Source organism: Bacillus sp. 2175, from assembly GCF_057812155.1.
The window spans coordinates 2,969,798-2,987,961 of record NZ_CM173819.1; the positions used below are offsets into that span (position 1 = coordinate 2,969,798).

Here is an 18,164-nt window from a genome sequence, read left to right on the forward strand (position 1 = left end):
ATGAATAATACACAGATGCTCCGGAGAAATTAATGATTAAGAAAGGAGGGAATTGTTATGAAAAAGAAATTATCATCTATTTTAAGTGTTTTAGCACTCTCTATTATGTTTTTAGGTACATCTGCGCAAGCTGAATACGATGGAAATAATATGAATAGAGTGAATAACACTGATATTTCAACTCGAGTAAATGACAATAATTTAGACAGAGTTAATAATGATGTAAGAACTCGAAATGTAAATACAACAAATGATTTAAATGATAATCGTGATAGAAATAATAATTGGGCTTGGCTTGGTTTATTAGGACTAGCAGGATTATTAGGTCTTAGAAGAAGAGACAAAGAAACACGCTGATTTAGAATGTTTTTAATAAACAAGTACTTATTTATCAAAAATATATAACGAAAATAAATCGCCTTTTTAAAGGCGATTTATTTTTACTTAAAAAGTAATATATGTAATTCACACTTCGACGATTAAATTCGTGGAGTTAATCCATACAATATAAATTGAATCGTATTTTCAATTTCTGCTTCATCATTCCATTTTTCTTCAGGTAATAATAAAAATCGTGTTAATAATAAACCTAATACAGCTGATAAAGTAAGACGTAGTACGGAAGATGGTGGTATCTCAATAATCTCTCCTTCTTCTTGAAATTTCACAATCAACTTTTTGAAATGTGAAAACAGTTCTGTTTCTACTAATTGCTGTATTTCATTTTTTAGTTCTGGTTGAAATGGTACTTCTTGAATTAATATTTTTATCATAGGAAAGTGTTTTTGAGCAAATTTAAATCTATTATGAATTACAACTCTTAAAAGTCCTTCATACGATTCATACTCTGATTTAAATATTTCTTTTGCAAAGGTTTGTACGAAAAATGGTGCAACGAACTTAGTTAAAGTTGGCATTACGACCGCTAGTAATAAATCTTTTTTCGTCTTATAGTAGCGGAAGATGGTTCCTTCCGCTACACCAGCACGCTTTGCAATTTCACTTGTTGAAGTTGAAGCGTATCCTTTTTCTCCAAACATATCAACAGCCGCCTCTAATATTCGCATTTGACGTTCATTTCGTTTATCCGTATTAGTTGCAGCTATTAATTCCTCCAGCCAATCCTTCTGCATTTATAAAGCTCCTTTTTGTCATTATTATATTTTGCGATGTTTCTTTAAAGCAAATACATTTCCTACTGCAAATAATAGTGAAAAAAGTAATAATACAGTAAGATCTAATGCAATCTCTGTAAACCCTTGATTCCGAATCATCACTTGTCTCATTGCGTCAGCGCCGTATGTGAGTGGAAATACTTTCCCTAACATTTGTAGCCACTTATTCATAGATTCCATTGGAAACAATCCAGAAAAGAAGATTTGTGGCACAATAACAAGCGGTATAAATTGAATCATTTGAAATTCATTATTTGCGTATGCCGATAAAAACGTACCTAATGTTAGTGCAGTTAAAGAGAGCATACATGTAATAAGTAGCGTTAGCCATATGGAGCCAGCTACGTATAAATCTAAAATATAAACGGAAAAGCTTACGATAATAATGGATTGTATAAAGGCAAAGATTCCAAAACCAATAATATAACCTGCGACTATTTCCCATCTTCTTACTGGGGTGGATAATAACCTTTCTAGCGTACCACTTAAACGTTCTCTTACGAAAGATACACCTGATAATATAAATACAAAGAAAAATGTAAAGAAACCAATTAATACAGGACCAAGCCCATCAAACATCGTAAAGTCTTTAGAGCCATGTAAATAATTTACTTCAGGTTTCATAATCGATACATCATTCTTCTCTGTGCTTTTTTGCAATACTTGAAGTACAGCACGATTTTTTGACGAATCACTACCTTCCAACAGAAGTTTCATTTTTCCATTCTCTATTCGAAATACTGCATCTACCTTTTGTTTTTCCAACTCAGAAATCGCCTTTTCCTTACTGTATTCATAAATTGACGCTTCTTGATTTTTCATCACTTTTACTATTTGAGCGGGCATATCAACAACAGCAATTTGCGGTATATAGTCTTTCTGTGTAAACACTAGTGACAAAAGCCAAAGTAATAACATCGGCGCTCCAAACATCATTGCTAACGAACGCTTATCTCGAAAAAATTGACGAATAATACGTATAATTACACCAGTAACTCTCATGATGGCACCACCTCTTCTAGCAAAAAGACATCTTCAATCCGTCCAGATGAAACGCGTTTTTTCAATTCTTCAGTTGTTCCAACCGCAACTAGTTTCCCTTCTCTAATTAACCCTAGACGCTCACAAAATTCAGCTTCATCCATAATGTGCGTCGTTACAATAATCGTTGTGCCTTTCTTTTTAAGATCATAAAATTTTTCCCAAATCGTTTTTCTAAGAAGCGGATCTATCCCCACTGTAGGCTCATCTAAAATTAATATTTCTGGTTCGTGAAGGAGCGCTATTGCTAATGATAAGCGTTTTTTCATTCCGCCTGAAAATTGTTGTACTTGCTTTTTCATATACTGTGACAATTGTACAAGTTCAAAAACCTCTGCAATTCTTGTCTTTTTACGTTTTCCCTTTAGTCCATACATCGTTGCTATAAAATCTGCATTTTCATATGCTGACAATTCTTCGTATAATGCATCCGCCTGGGCCATATAACCAATTCTTTTCATTTCATTTAAATTAGGCATATTAGTATTATTAACAAGCACTTCACCTTTCGTTGCCTCATTAATACCTGCAATCATTTTAATGAGCGTTGTTTTCCCCGATCCAGAAGGTCCAACAAAACCAAAAATTTCTGCTTTTTCAACTTGCAATGAAAGATTGTGTAACACTTCTTTTTTTCCAAAACTTTTTGATACAGTCCGTAAAATAATGGAAGGTTGTTGCACATTTCATCCTCCTTTTCCAATAAAATGAGTGAGTACTCACTTTTATTTTACCCTTGCTTAATTATATGTCAAACTTCATTGATTAGTATGTATGTTTAATCAACGATATTAAACAATGAAACAGAGTCGACATTAGAATTTCATTTCCTAAAGTCGACTCTGTTTCATTTAAACTATAAATTTCACTTTACGTTTTTAAATTCATATACTTCCGAATTCTAGCAACATCTAAAGAATATTCAATAACTAATTGCTGTAACGGTAAAATAACTGTGTCAGGATATAAATGTGCATATTGTAATGTTTCTGCATATTTTTCTAACCTTTTTTCTAAATACTTTATTATTTGATCAGGATGACTTACTAATAAACATTTACAATAATAATGTATTTGTTCCTCAATCGCCGTGTATTCTTCAATTTCATATTCTTTATGCATGTGTACACCCCTTTAAGTTTTTTACATGAATTACTTATCACAATTTTCACTCGACAAATTTTAAGTTTTTTGATTATTTACACTATAACAAACAATCAGGGTCAAATTTTGTTACTTTATGTAACGTAGAAAATTTTTAACAAAATTGTAATGTTAACTCCTGCAAAATACATAAAATCTCTTTACTCACTTTTGTATAAAAAAATCGTACAGCTTAATTTAACTGCACGACTACAATCTCTGGCCTATTCAAAATTCTTTGCGGAATGATACTATTTCCTAATCCTCTACTCACTACCATTGATGTAACATGCCCGGTTCTGTTCTAATAGTATCATATAACATTAAAGCCGAAATTCCTAAGTTAAGGAAATTCGGCTTTTTGAGTTCGCATGAATATCTTAGTTTTAGTTCTATGTACCTTGCAGTTGTAGATCTTAGTACATACCAGTTGTCTATCTATATGTGATGAGTTTTTTATCTTTTTCAATAATCAACTATGTATAAAATATTTAACTTAATTAATCCCCTTAATGGATATCATGCTTTTTAAAGTTACCGCCTTGTACTTCCGCAACATCATATACAGTGACAAAGGCATTTTCATCAATTTCATGAATAAGTTCCTTCATTTTATTCTCTTCTAAACGACTGATAACACAGCTAACTTCTTTATAAGCTTCTTTCGAAAAGCCACCATACATTTCATTATAGATTGCATTTCTCCCAAGACGTTCCCAAATTGTATCTATCATTAATTTAGGTTCTTTTGTAACAATTTTAAATGTTTTAGAGCCACTTAATCCTACTTCAATAATATGAATTACTTTAGAAGCAATAAAGTACGCAATCGCTGATAAAATTCCACCCTGAAGACCGAATACTGTTGACACAAAAATAAATACGAACATATTTAAAAACAAGATAAGATCACTTGTGCCAAACGGTAATCTTCTAGACAACAATACCGCTAACATATCAATTCCATCTAACGCCCCACCATTACGAAGTGCCAATCCCATACCAAAGCCAATAATCACACCACCAACAACAGTAACTAGCAATGTATCTCCTTCAATAATTGTAGGCACATTATGCATAATCACAGTACCTATTGCAAGTGATACAATACCAATAACTGAATAAATTGCAAATCCTCTACCGATTTGTTTATAACCTAACCAAACAAATGGAATATTAATAAATCCAATTAAAAGACCTAATGGCAACCCAAATAACTGAGAACTAACGATACTTATACCTGTTACACCACCATCTGAGACATTATTAGGAATAAGTACAGCCTCTAATCCATACGCGGTTATAAATGCTCCAATAACAATTAAAATTGCTTGCGAGATTCTTTTTAATTTATTAACATTTTTAGTCCTTATACTTCCCATCTCAATTCCTCATTTCTCACATTTTTCTCTTTTTGTCATTTTATAATTACATCAGCTTCTTTAATCTTAGTGTTACACCCTACTATGTAACTTCTCTCAAACTATAACTTCCTATACTTAATCCGAAGGGTATACGGTATATGTATGGATTCTTATAACTACTAATCATGCGTTACCCTATTAAATACGTTATCCACTTTGCCATTTAAACACCATGAAATTATTGTTAATAGACCGCACACAGAAACTACTGGCTGTTCCACCTCCCAAGAGTTTAAATTATTTCCGTCCACTTACCTATCACACAGTATCAAAACCGTAGTTCATGAAATCAATTCCATAAACATACTGAGTGCTACTTTACAAGTCTCAAAATAGCACTAACTGACCAATATACTCATTCAGTCAATTATAATATACCTAAAACTAAAGTGAAATTCCATTAATTAATATTCTTTCTCTTTATTAAAACAAGATACATAATGTAGGATTGTTTAAGTTTTTTATAAAATAAGTAAGTTTTATAAACACTCTAGTTTTCAATGTTTTTATGATGTGAAAACTATTTAAATTACGCTTAATCGAGAGTAATTTATTCAATATATTCTTTCTTTTCACTCTTGTATTTTATCTTCATTCGTGTATTATATGATGCAAGAATCTTCACATAGAAGAAAACTTTTAACAACGAGGTGTATCATATGGAGACAAAAAATAATGTTACAATTGGTTCCTACGTACAATTTCCCTATCGTAATAACTCCACCTTACAATTAACAGGTTGTGTAGTTAATATCTTACAAAATACGATTGTAGTTGATATTGCTGAAATTGCTGAAACACATGCTATTGAAGAAACTAGGCAAGTTGTAAAACATGGTTATTATAAAGTGAAACTTTAATCAGCCCTCACCAATCGGGCTTTTACGGGCAGCAGGGCCCCACCTAACTTCTTTTCTTTCGTTGAATTTTGAGGTGGGGTCTTACTGCATGGCAAATAGCAAGATTAAAAGATGAAGTAAATCGGTAACATAAAAAAGACACTAGTACACACTAGGATCTTTTTTATAGCGTTGTTTTTATAGTATTTTAATTTACAGCCATCATACTAAAAAGAATCGCTTTCCAAGTTCTTATTTTTAATGATATTACATAAAGAATTGAGAGATTATTATCTAAGAGCCTTAACTATAACTTTAGTTGCCTCTGCAATGAGTTGATTATCATAGGTTGCCTCTTTCTCATCTTTACTAGATAAAATTACGATGATAATTGGTGCTCTATTTGGAGGCCAAACGATAGCAATATCATTTCTTGTCCCGTAACTACCAGCACCTGATTTATCTCCAACTACCCAGTCAGTTGGTACGCCTGCACGAATAAGTTTGTCCCCTGTAGCATTTCCTTTCATCCACTCTGTAAGAATTTTACGTTTTTCAGCTGGAAGTGCATTTCCGACCGTAAAAGCTTTAAGATTCATAGCAATAGCTTTCGCTGTACTAGTGTCACGAATGTCTCCTGGAATAGCTTCGTTTAATTCTGTTTCAAAGCGATCAGACATAGTAATCCGATCCCCCATATGCCTAAGCGCTTTTTCATATCCTTTAGGTCCGCCTATTTTATTAAATAAAATGTTCCCTGCAGTATTATCACTTGAACGAACAGCAGCCTCAGCAATTTCTCCTAGTTTCATTCCAGTATCTACATGTTTCTCTGTAACAGGTGAATAATCCACTAAGTCTTCTTTCGTAAATGTGATTACTTCATTTAATGTATCAATTGAGTTTTGCTGTAGTAATACTCCTGCTGCTAAAGCCTTGTAGGTTGATGCGAAGGCAAATCTTTCGTTAGATCGATAAGAGATTGTTTGATTTGTACCAGTATCAATCGCATATACACCTACTCGAGCATCAAATTTTTTCTCAAGTTGTGAGAACTCTTTATGCGTCGCCTGATTTTTATGTTTCACTTGTCCAGTCTTTTCTTTCGCTTCAACTTGCAGTGCCCCTCCTGTAAAAGCTTCTAGGCTTGTAATACTTAAACCTAATATACCAACGCATATTCCTATTTTTAGCATCCTCTTATTTTTCAAAATCATCATTCCTTCCAAATTTTTAGCACCTTTTTATACGTACACATAATAGACAATCACCGAACCAAATTTGTTCCACAAACTAAAAAAATTATAGCTAGTATGAGAGTTATTAACAAAATAAGAGATAGTAGCTACGACGCCTCTATCTCTTATTTCATATTTCATTTTTTTACTTATAAATGGCTTTATATGAACAGGGTCTCTTCCCTGAGAAAAGTACTCTAATTTTGCTTAGAACTACCTGTACTAGTAGCTTCACCATGTATACGTTGCTGTTTCAAATCAAAGTATACATCTAATACTTCCTTTCCAATTATAGAATTAATTCCATTTTTATCATCATGAAGCCATGGAACTACTACGGAAAATGCTACTTCTGGATTATCATATGGAGCATATCCAACTAACGTTAAGTTGTAACATTCCATACGTTCTCCTTTTGCATTTCTACCAATCGGGTCATCTCCACCATATACAGTTTGGGCTGTTCCTGTCTTTCCTGCTGGTTTATATGGCGCGTTTTTGAAATATTTCACGCCAGTTCCATCACCTTCTTGGAATACCCATCTAAACCCTTCTTTTATCCGATCAATATGTTCTTTCTTCATATCAATTCGATTTAATACGACAGGTTCTATGGAACGTATAACTTTGCCAACCTCTTCTTTTATTGATTGTTCTCGTATTTCTTGTACAATTTGAGGTTGCATTCTATAACCACCATTCGCAATCGTTGAAATATATTGCGCTAATTGCAACGGCGTATACGTATCATACTGACCGATAGAAAAATCTAGTAAAAACCCAGGTTGACTATCTACTTTTCTCGTTTGTCCAATTATTTCATTCGGTAAATCAATACCTGTTGGGACACCTAAACCAAATTGCTTGAAATAATAGCGCATCGTATCAAATGCTCCTTGTTTAATATCCAATGAGCCATTTGGTACGTAATTGACCCCCGCAATTTTTAAAGCTGTCTGGAACATGTATACATTCGAAGATACTTGTAAAGCCCGTAAATCATTAATATTACCAAATCCGGATACATTCCACGATTTCTTAGCTTGTGTACCTTTAAATTTCATCGGCGCGTCATAAAATTGATCTCCTGGATGTATTGCCCCTGTCTCATATCCAGTTAATAAAGTAGCACCTTTTACAGCTGACCCTAGCTCATACGAAGTTGTCATGTTTCCTAATGCCAAATCCTCAACCTCTATTTTCCCTTCTTTTTCTACAATCTTTTTGCCTGCCATTGATAAAATTTGTCCGTTATTTGGATTCGTCATGACAACAAAAGCTCGATCGAGCAGTGGCTCTGAACTCTTAAAAGCTCTCAAGTTTTTTTCTATACTTTCTTCCACTTTCTTTTGTAATTCCATATCAATCGTTAATGTTAAACTATTACCACTTTTTCCTTTAGAGATTATTTCTGTGCTAACAATGTTTCCTGATTTATCAGTAATATTTTTTACTTCTTCTTTTGTGCCGTGTAATACATCTTCATATCGTTGTTCAATATAACTTTTTCCAACACGATCATTACGGTTATATCCACGTACTAAATAAGAATCTAAATTTTCTTTCGGTAATCCTTCTTCACTACTCGTAATATTTCCTAATACAGAACGAAATAAATTATCGTTTACATAATTACGTTCCCAATCAACAGTTGCATCTACTCCTGGAAAATTCGCAAGATTTTCGCTTATCCGCGCATACTCTTCATCTGTTACATCTTTTTTAATGATTTGTGGTGTTAGTTGATAACCTGAACTCATTTTACTTTTAATAGCTAACACCTTTAAATCTTGTGCTGTTAATTCTGCTAATTCTACCTCTGTAACCCGACCTCGTCTTAAGTCTTCTATTTTTTTATCTAACTCTTTTCCCTCTATACCCTTTTCTTTAAACTTTTCTATATCTTTCTTAGTAATCTTTGTCTCCGCACGTTTCGAATTCAACTGCATCCAAAAATCTTTTTTATCGATATCTGTTAATTTATTTATATCTTGTTCAGGCATTTCAAGTACTTTCGCCAAGTCTTTTGCTGTTTTTAAAATATCTTCACTCGTAATTCCCTTCACCCTTGTATACGTAATTGTGCGAAGAGATTTATTATTAACAACTGTTTTCCCTTCTCGATCTAAAATTTGTCCACGTGGAACTGGAATACTAGTTATTGCATTTTGACTACTTTCCACTTGGTTCTTATAAGCCTCTCCCTCAACGATTTGTACCTTTCCTAGCTGCATAATAATAGCTGAGAATAGTACAAATATGCAAAGGAACATTATATTTAATCGAATAGATATATATGTCTTCTGCTTCTTGCCTTTTTGTTCTTTCATAAATCCTCCATTTAATCCTTTCAGAAATTGCTACAAATACTAAAAGCATTTCTTATATATTAGATACCGCTAATCGGTTATAAATATCGCCTCAATTTTTTGCTTAATCCTTGTAAGCATCCATTCTTTTTCGTTTAGCTACGGCATTAATAACTCTCCCTTCTTGTTTTCTCTCTATTTTTTTGCCGCTTGCATTAGAAGTGCTAAACTGTATAATGACTCTTATTAAACTTACATATAGACTTGCTAGTAAATTTTCATGCTAATTATTCCTTTCTTCATGCTTTAATACTTAATAGACAACCTAAACAATAAAGTTGTTCCACATTTACAAAAAAAATAATTAAATATAAGATGAAATAGGCTACATAAGGGAGGGTTATATGTTACATACAAAAAGATGGAGATTTTTTGCGGTTCTTTCTATTGTAGGTTTGATTTTACTAATTTTATTAAAAATCAACTTCATTTCAATTACTATCGCAACTTCTTCAGCTGAAAGAGGAAAGATTTTTGATCAAAATGGTGTAATACTAGCTACAAATAAGAAAGTTAAGTCTCTATATTGCACTTCTAATGATGAAAAGCTATCGAAACAAGATACATCGAACACATTAGCTTTTTTTAATCAATTTTCAAGCGAGTTTCAACATGATATTTCTACAGAGAACATAAAATCTCAATTACAACAATCTTGTAAAAAGCAGACTATGAATGATATACCGTTATACTCTCATATAACTGAGAATGAACTTGCATTCATAAACAAAAACAAACCCAATAATGTAATAATTAAAGATGAATGGATTCGATATTATCCTAAACACGAAATTGGTTCACAAGTAATTGGGTATGTAGAAAATGACCTTAATTCAAAGCATATGGCTGTTGGAAAAAGCGGGATTGAGCTGCAATATGAAAATGATTTAAAAGGAAAACCAGGTAAAACTCTTATTTTTAAATTGAATAATAAAAAGTTCTTATGGGACATTCAAAAAGTACAAATAGGTAAAGATGTACGGCTAGCTTTAGACTCTGAGTTGCAGCAAAAAGCAGAAGAAGCATTAAGATCTCAAATTAAGAAAATACCTGATGCTAAAGCTGGTTATGCTGTAGTAAGCGATGCAAAAACTGGCGCAATTTTAACTATGGCCAACACGGCAGTTTTTGATCCAAATATATTAAATACACGTGTATCTTCTAGAAAAGAAAACATTAACTCTCTTTCGCAAAATAAAGCAATTCAAAAATTAAAGTATGGTGAATCTTATGTAAATATGGCTTCTACTATAAAACCACTCACTATTTTAATTGGATTAAACGAAAAGCTTTTCCAACCCGAAGATACTTATTTAGATAAAGGTACTTTTCAGTATGATAATCAAAATAACATTACGAATGCGCCTGGAACACCAACAGGGGAGATTACACCGAGGCAGGCTATCATTAATTCATCTAACACATTTATGACAGCAAAAGTAGCTCTGCCCCTATTCAACCAAAATAATGGGAATATAGAAAAAGTGGCACATATATGGACAGATTATTTAATGCAATTCGGCCTACGTTCTAAAACCGGGATTGATTTACCCTTTGAAGAAGACGGACAATATGAATTCCATCCATCTAATAAGTTTGAAAATGGAATCTCCGCTTTATTAAACGCCTCTTGGGGAGGAAATGAAGTGCATACCCCTCTTCAACTCGCTCAATATGCAGCAACTTTGGCAAGTAAAGGTGATAAATATAAACCTCAAACTGTAAGTGCAATTATTAGTCCGGACGGTAAGGAAACAAAAAAGTTTAAACCAATTTTAGAAAGTTCAAATCGTTACCCGATGAACTTTTGGAGTGTCGTGCAAGGTGGAATGAGTCAAAATATAGAGGAAATTAAAAAGTTGCCCTTTGACGTCGCAGGTAAAACAGGTATTACAGGTTTTCCGAATGAGCAAGAAAGAATGATAAATCATTCTCTTTTCATTGCATATGCTCCTACTGAAGATCCACAAATTGCCGTTTCTGTCGTTATTCCTGGTAGTAATTCAGAAAAAAACATTGCCGCTCTCGTTACATCAGAAATTTTAGAGTACTGGAATACTCTTCAAAAAGAGAATAAAAACAAAGAGGAAGGTTCATTAAAGTGAACCTTCCTCTTTTACCATATAGAATCTATATTTATTATTTTCCATGTTCCTTCATTATTCTTTTCGAACATAAATGAATATTTAATATCAGTTAAAACGTACTCTTTCTGTACATATCCAGTATTACCGTTAATTGTCGAAATTTTTATATATCCATCATTTTGCACTTTTTCTGGAATCCAAGCTTTTACCATTTCATTAGATATTTCATATAAAACTTGTGATTCTCTCTTTGGTTCAGCTAAAATTTTCGTTTTATTTCCAGTAACAGTTGCATATATAAAATGCGCTTGGTTTGGTTGGTTACTTTCTGTCAATCCACTTGGTACTTTATATACTTGCTTTGTATCTTTTGCAAACTCTCCTCCCATTGTAAGGGCGACTTGCAACTCATGAAAGATATCTTCATCAAACTTCAGTTCATCCTTCCTATAACTCTTTCCTTTAAATAGAACTTCATCATTTAACGCTTTGTACAAGTTATTTTCATTTTTTGAGTTCGTACTTTGATATAGTTCATTCATAAATTGTTTTAATGATGGATCTTGAGCAGACTCATCTTTTGTTTTAGGCTTAATTTGAGTACTACTTTGTACCGGCGATTTATTATCATCAAGCCAAGGTTGTTGAACAATGAAAAATAACATTGTACAAACCAAAACAACTACAATAGGTAATGCTTTTTTACGAAATGGTCTTTTATGTTTTACAAAATCCACTTCATTATTTTCATATATAGACTGCTTTATTTTAGAAATAAATTCTTCTTCATCTTTACGATTCTCCATTGGCCCTTTTTTTATTTTTCTATACCAGTCAGGATTTTGTTTATTGTTCATCACTACTACCCTCCCCTATTAATTTTGAAACCTTACTTCTCGCTCTACTTAATCTCGATTTTACAGTTCCAATGGATACTCCTAATGTTTCAGCCATTTCTTCATAAGATAATTCATATTTTGCGTCCAATATAATTATTTCACGGTGCTTTTTAGGTAGTTCTAATACAACCTTCCACACATCATTCATTTCTTCTTGCTTAAAAAATTCTTGTTCTGCTGACAGGGATTGCTTATCGTCACTAAAAAATCCTATTAAAGATATCCTTTTAAAATAAGAGGATTTCAAATAGTTTATTGCCGTATTTCTTGTGATTTTTAATATCCACGTTTTAATAGATGACTCCTTTCGAAATGAATTCCAATTTTTAAACACCTTTATAAATACATCTTGCGTGATATCATCTGATAAGTGTGGATCTTTCGTAATAATAAATGAATAATTCCATACATCTTGCCAATAGTCTTTTATAACATAGTCCAGCTCATCATGATTACACTTTTCAATAAACGTCTGTTCCATTTCCACACCTCAAACTTATTTGAATAAACATAAAAACTGCCCTCACTTTTATTATGGTTTCAATATATAGACAAGATACAAGTTTCATTTGTTCCATTGTTTATCTTTTTCAAGCAGAATAATACTACTAAAAAACAAGTAAAGCATACAATGATAAAATTCTACTCATGAAAATCTGTTTTTTGAATTTAACGTAACACTCCACTTGTCCATTTCAATTTGCTATCTCCTTCTATTTGCCATTAACAATGTCAACTTTTCTAGAATCACAGCAAAAAAGCATTCTTTCTAATCGAGAATGCTTTTTTGAAATTTAATTGTTCTATATTTTCCCCAATTTATATCTTTGAGTTAAGCAAACCTGTAATAAATTTAGTCAAAAAATTCACCATATAATTAAGTATTATTTCTGAAATACATGTTTTACTTTTTCACCTGGAACGTTACTTCCTCCTCTTCCTTTTACATCTTCAATCATCATTGTAACAATCATGTCTGGCGCATTTGCATCGAAAGCTGCGAACCATCCCAGTTCTTTTCCGTCTGCTTCTTTCGACTCTTTCAGTTCTGCTGTACCAGTTTTACCAGCAAGCGTTACACCATCAACCTTTGCAATTCTTCCTGCGCCATCAGGGTCATTAATGACTTTAATTAATGCGCTCTTTAATATCTCTTGATTCTTTTTAGAAACCACATTTTCTTTCCAATTCCCTGCTACTTTTGCTTCTTTTAAAAGATGTGGCGACGGAATATTCCCTTCATTCACAATCGGTGCATATGTTAATGCTAAATGAAGTGGTGTCATTAGTACTTGTCCTTGTCCATAGCCCGTGTCTGCTAGTTGAATATCGTTTTTTATCCCATCTTTTGCAATGATTGAAATAGGAAGTTCGTATTCGATTGGTAATTTTTCATGAAATCCGTACTTTTTAAATTCATTTACATACTGATCTTTTCCCATTTTCAAAGCTTGTTGAGCAAAATAAATATTATCAGAGTACTTCATTGCCTTATCAAAATCAATTGGACTTGCATCCTTTACACGCGTTACATAGTAATTTCCCCAAGACGAATCTTTTGTCCACTTCGATCCTTGAATTTTAAATTCTTCCTTCGGATTTATTGTGTTTGTTTCCAAACCAATTGCACCTGTGATCGTTTTAAATACGGAACCTGGTACAAATGCTTGTGTAAAGCGATTCGTCATTGGTAGTTTCGAGTCGTTACTCCATGCTTCTCGTTGGGCTTTCGATGCTCCTCTAACTATTATATTTGGATTATAAGCAGGGCTACTTACAAGTGCGATTGTTTCACCTGTTTTAGGATTGACCGCTGCACTAGACCCTGCTTCAGTTTTCATCTCATTAAAGATTTTTTCTTGAATTGCAGCATCAATTGTTAACGTAACATTTTCTCCTTCTTTTGCTTCTTTTTTTGCTACGTTTTTAATCTCTTTCCCCTTCTCATCTTCTATAAATACGCGTCCACCCTTTTCACCACGCAATTTATTTTCTAACACTTTCTCTAAACCGGTCTTACCTACTAAATCATCTGCTTGATAACCTTGTTTTTGAAGTGATTTTAACTCCTCCGCATTCACCTTTCCTATGTATCCAGTTAAGTGTGCCGCTGCTTCACCTAATGGATACGTACGAATATTTACTGGGTGAGATGAAACTCCTTCTAATTCAATATAATCATTCTGTCTGGTTCCCTCTTTTAAAATACCAATTGGTACAAAGGAGTCTGGTTTTATCCATTTTGCTGTGAGCTTTTGTTCGACCTCTTCTATAGACATATCAAGTAATTGTGCTACTATTTCTTTCGTTTGCGCTGCTGTTTCGCCTAGTTTCTCTGGAATAATTCCAACCTCAGTCGCTTTACCATTCGTTGCAAGCCCTTTTCCATTTCGATCATATATTTCTCCGCGTTTTCCTTGCTCTATTTGCATACGTACTTTGTAATCTTTTTTCATTCCTGGAAAAATGAAGTCTGGCGTCCAATCTATTTTCCAAGACTCTTTATCTTTCACAAGTTTTGCTTCATGGATGAATGAAACTGATCCTACATCGGTATCCATCTTAACTTCAAAAAGAAAAAGCTCTTTATCTTTCGTATTCTCTCCTTTCATTTTAACTTTTAAATCCTTAGCTCCAATCCCCTCATAGATTTTTTGATATTTTTCTGTGAATTCTTTTTTAGAAATTGATTTTTTTGCATGATCTGATAAATGATCATACATATTTGTAAATTTTCTATCATTCCATAAATTGATATATTCTTCAAATGCTTGTTTTGGCGGTTCGTTTTTATTACATCCTACCAACATAACCGCGAAACAAACGAAAAGCAGCATCCATAATTTTTTCAATTCAATCTTCTCCCTTAGTTAAAAATGATGATTCCTTTCTTAATTTATTTAATAAAAAATGTTTTAACGCTTAATAGACAGTGAAAGTAAGGATATTGTTCCATATTTACCAAAAACTAAAAAAGAGTGATAAGAATTCCGTAAATTTGGAATCCTCATCACTCTCGTTTGATATTGTGCAAATCATGAATATGAAATAATAATTTCTAATTTTAAAAAATAATTTTAATTTTCCAACTAACGAGATAAAAATCATGTATTTGTTCTATTTTTAATAATTCATAAATTCGTTGAAATGTTCGCATCAAATTCATCTGATGTTTTGGTATCTATTTTTCTCCCATCAATTGTCATCTTTATTTTTTGTTTTTGGTTTGCTGTTACCACCCAAGCGTTCGGTAAATAACGATCTTCATGGGATAATGTAGACGGTGAATTTATAACCTTTCCTCCTAAATATAGCGTAGCAGAAGAACCTCCATCCATTGCCATTGCATTTATAGCTCCTTTTTCATATAGAATATCTTGACACTCTTTCAACGTAGCTCCTATACTATGTGTCTGTCTACCGTCAATAACTAGAAACATAATTGTACCATCTTCTTTTTGGGCCATAATACTTCTTGGAGCCGACCCCCAACCGCCGTCTCCTTCTGTAATCATTTTTTCTCCATTTACAATTAACTGTGGCATAAATCCAGCTGCGGAAACGACTTGTTTATCCAACAGTTGTTGGGTAGAATAATTTCCTGTTATCATTTGACCAAACTTTGTTAATCCCGTAATAATTGTAGGGGCATTTCTATCCATATTTGTATCAATAGCTTTCCCATTTTCTATCACAATTCCAGTAGCAACATTTCCTCCACCCCTTCCTGTTTCGTCAGCAAATCCACTTGCATTCACAGCAACAAGTGCATGATTACGTTTTGCCATTACACTAATTTTTTCTCCCCTGTTAGCACCCTGTGTTCCTTGATGGCTAACAAGTTTAACATTGAAAGGATTACTAATTGTTACTAACTTTCCTTCGAAAAGAAAGCGACTATCTTTATTACTTTTAATTGTTTCTACATCAATTTCTAATGGCTGATTTTTTAATTCTTCTAATCTTTTTCCTACTATTTTTTTATAAATATGCTCATCACTGTTTGACCATTTTGGATGATTAATTCTATCTTGCAGTTTATCTAGTTCCTTTTGGGATAGGAATGTATATTTCGCATATTGTGGATGCTGAGAAGTTAATATACTCCCAGCGATTGTTATACGAAGCTCTCGGCCATAGCTAGTACCAAATAGTATTCCTACGCCAATAATCATTAAAATAGAAAATAGAAGCAAAATTCGTTTGAAGATTTTTCTTAGATGTTTCATAGTTTTATCCTCCAGCATTCATTACATTCAATAAATCCATTAAAATATTATTTATCTAAAGACAAAAGTGTTTGATTTCCTCATGCCTGAATTCCCCACTATGTTTTAGCAATTAAGGCAACATACTTATTCCGGATTTCGTTTTTTTAGTGTATATTTATAAATTTAATAACGTTTTTGCAACCATGAAGTAAATTATTAATCCTGTTCCGTCAACAAATGTTGTAATAAATGGACCTGAAACAACTGCAGGATCTAGTTTTAATTTTCTTAGAATTAAAGGTAAAACAGCTGCTACAAGAGAAGCCCAAATAACAATAAATAATAAAGTAATTGCTACAACTTGCGCAACTTCTGCTCCAACTCCTAACATATAAGCACGAATGAGCCCAGCTATCCCAAGTGCAAGTCCAAGAAGCATACCAATTGCAAATTCTTTTTTCATTACACGGAAAATGTCTTTAAATTTTAACTCTCCAATACCAATTGCACGAGTAATTGTTGCTACAACCTGTGTTCCTGTATTCCCTCCAGTACCTACTAATAATGGAACAAAGAAAGCAAGGGCAACTACAGTTTCAATTTCGTCTTCAAAATACTTTAATACTGTACCTGTATATGCCTCAGCAACAAAAAGAAGTAATAACCATGGTAGACGTTTTAGGAAAATGCTCCAAATACTAGCTTCAAAGTAAGATTGATTCAATGGTTCACTTCCGCCTAACTTTTGAATATCTTCTGTAGCTTCTGCTTCCATAACATTCATTACGTCATCAAATGTTATAATACCAATCATTTTATTATTTGCTGTTGTGACAGGTATTGCTGCTAAATTATAATTCAGTAGCTTTTTTACAACTTCTTGCTGGTCAACTTCAGCGTGTACTGAAATTACCTCTGGCATCATGATAGTAGATAATATCTCTTCATCTGCTGCTAGTAATAACTCATGTATGGAAACGATTCCCTCAAGATAACCATGACTATTAAGAACATAACTATAAGATATTGATTCTACATTTTCAGAATGTTCCCTAATGTACTTCAATGTCATTTTTACTGACCAATTTCCTCTAACTGCAACAAAATCACTTGTAACAAGACTTCCTGCCGTTTCAGGTTTGAAAGTCATTAATTTTTTTACGTTATGTTTTGTAATTTTATCTAGATACGCCATTAATTTAGCCTGTTCTTCCGGATGAACCGCTAGAAGTAAATCTACTAATTCATCAATCGGTTGTAAATTCAGTAACTTTTTAGCTTTATTTTCAGATAAGTGAATTAAGATATTATATTTTTCTTCTGCACTCATATATTGAAGAACTTTAGAGCTTTTTAATACAGGAATCGTATTTAGTAATATGACTTGATCTTCAATTGAAAACTGTTTTACTTCTTGCGCAATATCATACGACGGAAGACGTAAAACTTTCTCTGCATCCAAGTTATTTTGGGTTATAAGTAATTCCTTTAATAATTTCTTCATGTTAACTCCTCCTCATATTGCTAAGGGAGACTCTAGAGTTTCATGAGTGGTTTTGTTTTATTTTATCTGTCTTAAATTTTTTATTAGAGCAATAATAGTTACATTGCAATCAATTCATTAGTTAGAATTACCTCCTTTTTGAATATAGACAAGATAAAAATAAATAACATTAAACAGAAAAACCTTTACTCAAAAAGGAGTAAAGGTTTTTTCACAATACAAACAAATGATTAT

15 protein-coding genes and 1 pseudogene are annotated in these 18,164 nt (G+C 32.8%); 3 read left to right on the plus strand and 13 right to left on the minus strand.

What is annotated here, in order from left to right; genetic code table 11:
• Positions 1 to 57 precede the first annotated feature (57 nt).
• Entirely contained in the window at positions 58 to 357 is a 300-nt protein-coding gene (locus ACXKY9_RS15470; protein WP_000728151.1) for a WGxxGxxG family protein, read from the plus strand.
• Between the two features lie 122 nt (positions 358 to 479).
• Here the strand turns inward: ACXKY9_RS15470 and ACXKY9_RS15475 are convergent, their stop codons facing one another.
• The 6 genes and pseudogenes from ACXKY9_RS15475 to ACXKY9_RS15500 form a co-directional block, all read right to left on the minus strand.
• Positions 480 to 1,133, minus strand: a complete 654-nt coding sequence (locus tag ACXKY9_RS15475; protein WP_001168198.1) for a TetR/AcrR family transcriptional regulator — start codon at positions 1,131 to 1,133, stop codon at positions 480 to 482.
• A 24-nt stretch (positions 1,134 to 1,157) separates the two neighbouring features.
• Positions 1,158 to 2,177 carry an ABC transporter permease gene (locus ACXKY9_RS15480; RefSeq protein WP_001266728.1) on the minus strand — a complete coding sequence of 340 codons (1,020 nt, stop codon included), beginning with the start codon at positions 2,175 to 2,177 and terminating at the stop codon, positions 1,158 to 1,160.
• Entirely contained in the window at positions 2,174 to 2,899 is a 726-nt protein-coding gene (locus tag ACXKY9_RS15485; RefSeq protein ID WP_001187071.1) for an ABC transporter ATP-binding protein, read from the minus strand. The genes ACXKY9_RS15480 and ACXKY9_RS15485 overlap by 4 nt, the downstream gene beginning before the upstream one ends.
• A 187-nt stretch (positions 2,900 to 3,086) precedes the next feature.
• Positions 3,087 to 3,338: a hypothetical protein gene (locus tag ACXKY9_RS15490; RefSeq protein ID WP_000548621.1), complete on the minus strand. Its 252-nt coding sequence runs from the start codon at positions 3,336 to 3,338 to the stop codon at positions 3,087 to 3,089.
• Positions 3,339 to 3,552: 214 nt separating this feature from the next.
• Positions 3,553 to 3,645: pseudogene (locus ACXKY9_RS15495) on the minus strand (phosphoesterase); the annotation flags it as partial.
• Positions 3,646 to 3,868: 223 nt separating this feature from the next.
• Positions 3,869 to 4,741: a YitT family protein gene (locus ACXKY9_RS15500; protein ID WP_000534865.1), complete on the minus strand. Its 873-nt coding sequence runs from the start codon at positions 4,739 to 4,741 to the stop codon at positions 3,869 to 3,871.
• 701 nt (positions 4,742 to 5,442) lie between these two features.
• Between ACXKY9_RS15500 and ACXKY9_RS15505 the strand changes: the two genes are divergently transcribed.
• On the plus strand, positions 5,443 to 5,643 hold the full coding sequence (locus ACXKY9_RS15505) for a DUF2187 family protein (RefSeq protein ID WP_000448567.1): 201 nt from the start codon (positions 5,443 to 5,445) through the stop codon (positions 5,641 to 5,643).
• Between the two features lie 269 nt (positions 5,644 to 5,912).
• Here ACXKY9_RS15505 and bla read toward each other — a convergent pair whose 3' ends face one another.
• Positions 5,913 to 6,839: a class A beta-lactamase Bla1 gene (gene bla / locus ACXKY9_RS15510; RefSeq protein ID WP_002101021.1), complete on the minus strand. Its 927-nt coding sequence runs from the start codon at positions 6,837 to 6,839 to the stop codon at positions 5,913 to 5,915.
• 218 nt (positions 6,840 to 7,057) lie between these two features.
• The gene (locus ACXKY9_RS15515; protein WP_000662988.1) at positions 7,058 to 9,190 is read right to left on the minus strand and encodes a peptidoglycan D,D-transpeptidase FtsI family protein; all 2,133 of its coding nucleotides are present in this window, start codon (positions 9,188 to 9,190) and stop codon (positions 7,058 to 7,060) included.
• Between the two features lie 383 nt (positions 9,191 to 9,573).
• Between ACXKY9_RS15515 and ACXKY9_RS15520 the strand changes: the two genes are divergently transcribed.
• Complete coding sequence (locus tag ACXKY9_RS15520; RefSeq protein WP_000903340.1) at positions 9,574 to 11,334, plus strand: peptidoglycan D,D-transpeptidase FtsI family protein; 1,761 nt, start codon at positions 9,574 to 9,576, stop codon at positions 11,332 to 11,334.
• Positions 11,335 to 11,345: 11 nt separating this feature from the next.
• On the opposite strand, the gene ACXKY9_RS15525 is transcribed toward ACXKY9_RS15520, so the two are convergent.
• From ACXKY9_RS15525 to mgtE, 5 genes are all read right to left on the minus strand, one after another.
• Positions 11,346 to 12,173, minus strand: a complete 828-nt coding sequence (locus ACXKY9_RS15525) for an SH3 domain-containing protein (RefSeq protein WP_001060763.1) — start codon at positions 12,171 to 12,173, stop codon at positions 11,346 to 11,348.
• Positions 12,163 to 12,696: an RNA polymerase sigma factor gene (locus ACXKY9_RS15530; RefSeq protein WP_000438327.1), complete on the minus strand. Its 534-nt coding sequence runs from the start codon at positions 12,694 to 12,696 to the stop codon at positions 12,163 to 12,165. Before ACXKY9_RS15530 ends, ACXKY9_RS15525 begins: the two co-directional genes overlap by 11 nt.
• A 403-nt stretch (positions 12,697 to 13,099) precedes the next feature.
• Complete coding sequence (locus ACXKY9_RS15535) at positions 13,100 to 15,067, minus strand: penicillin-binding transpeptidase domain-containing protein (protein ID WP_000737767.1); 1,968 nt, start codon at positions 15,065 to 15,067, stop codon at positions 13,100 to 13,102.
• Positions 15,068 to 15,346: 279 nt separating this feature from the next.
• Positions 15,347 to 16,444: a phosphodiester glycosidase family protein gene (locus ACXKY9_RS15540; RefSeq protein ID WP_000681825.1), complete on the minus strand. Its 1,098-nt coding sequence runs from the start codon at positions 16,442 to 16,444 to the stop codon at positions 15,347 to 15,349.
• A 157-nt stretch (positions 16,445 to 16,601) separates the two neighbouring features.
• Positions 16,602 to 17,930, minus strand: a complete 1,329-nt coding sequence (mgtE, locus tag ACXKY9_RS15545) for a magnesium transporter (RefSeq protein ID WP_000734824.1) — start codon at positions 17,928 to 17,930, stop codon at positions 16,602 to 16,604.
• Between the last annotated feature and the right edge of the window lie 234 nt (positions 17,931 to 18,164).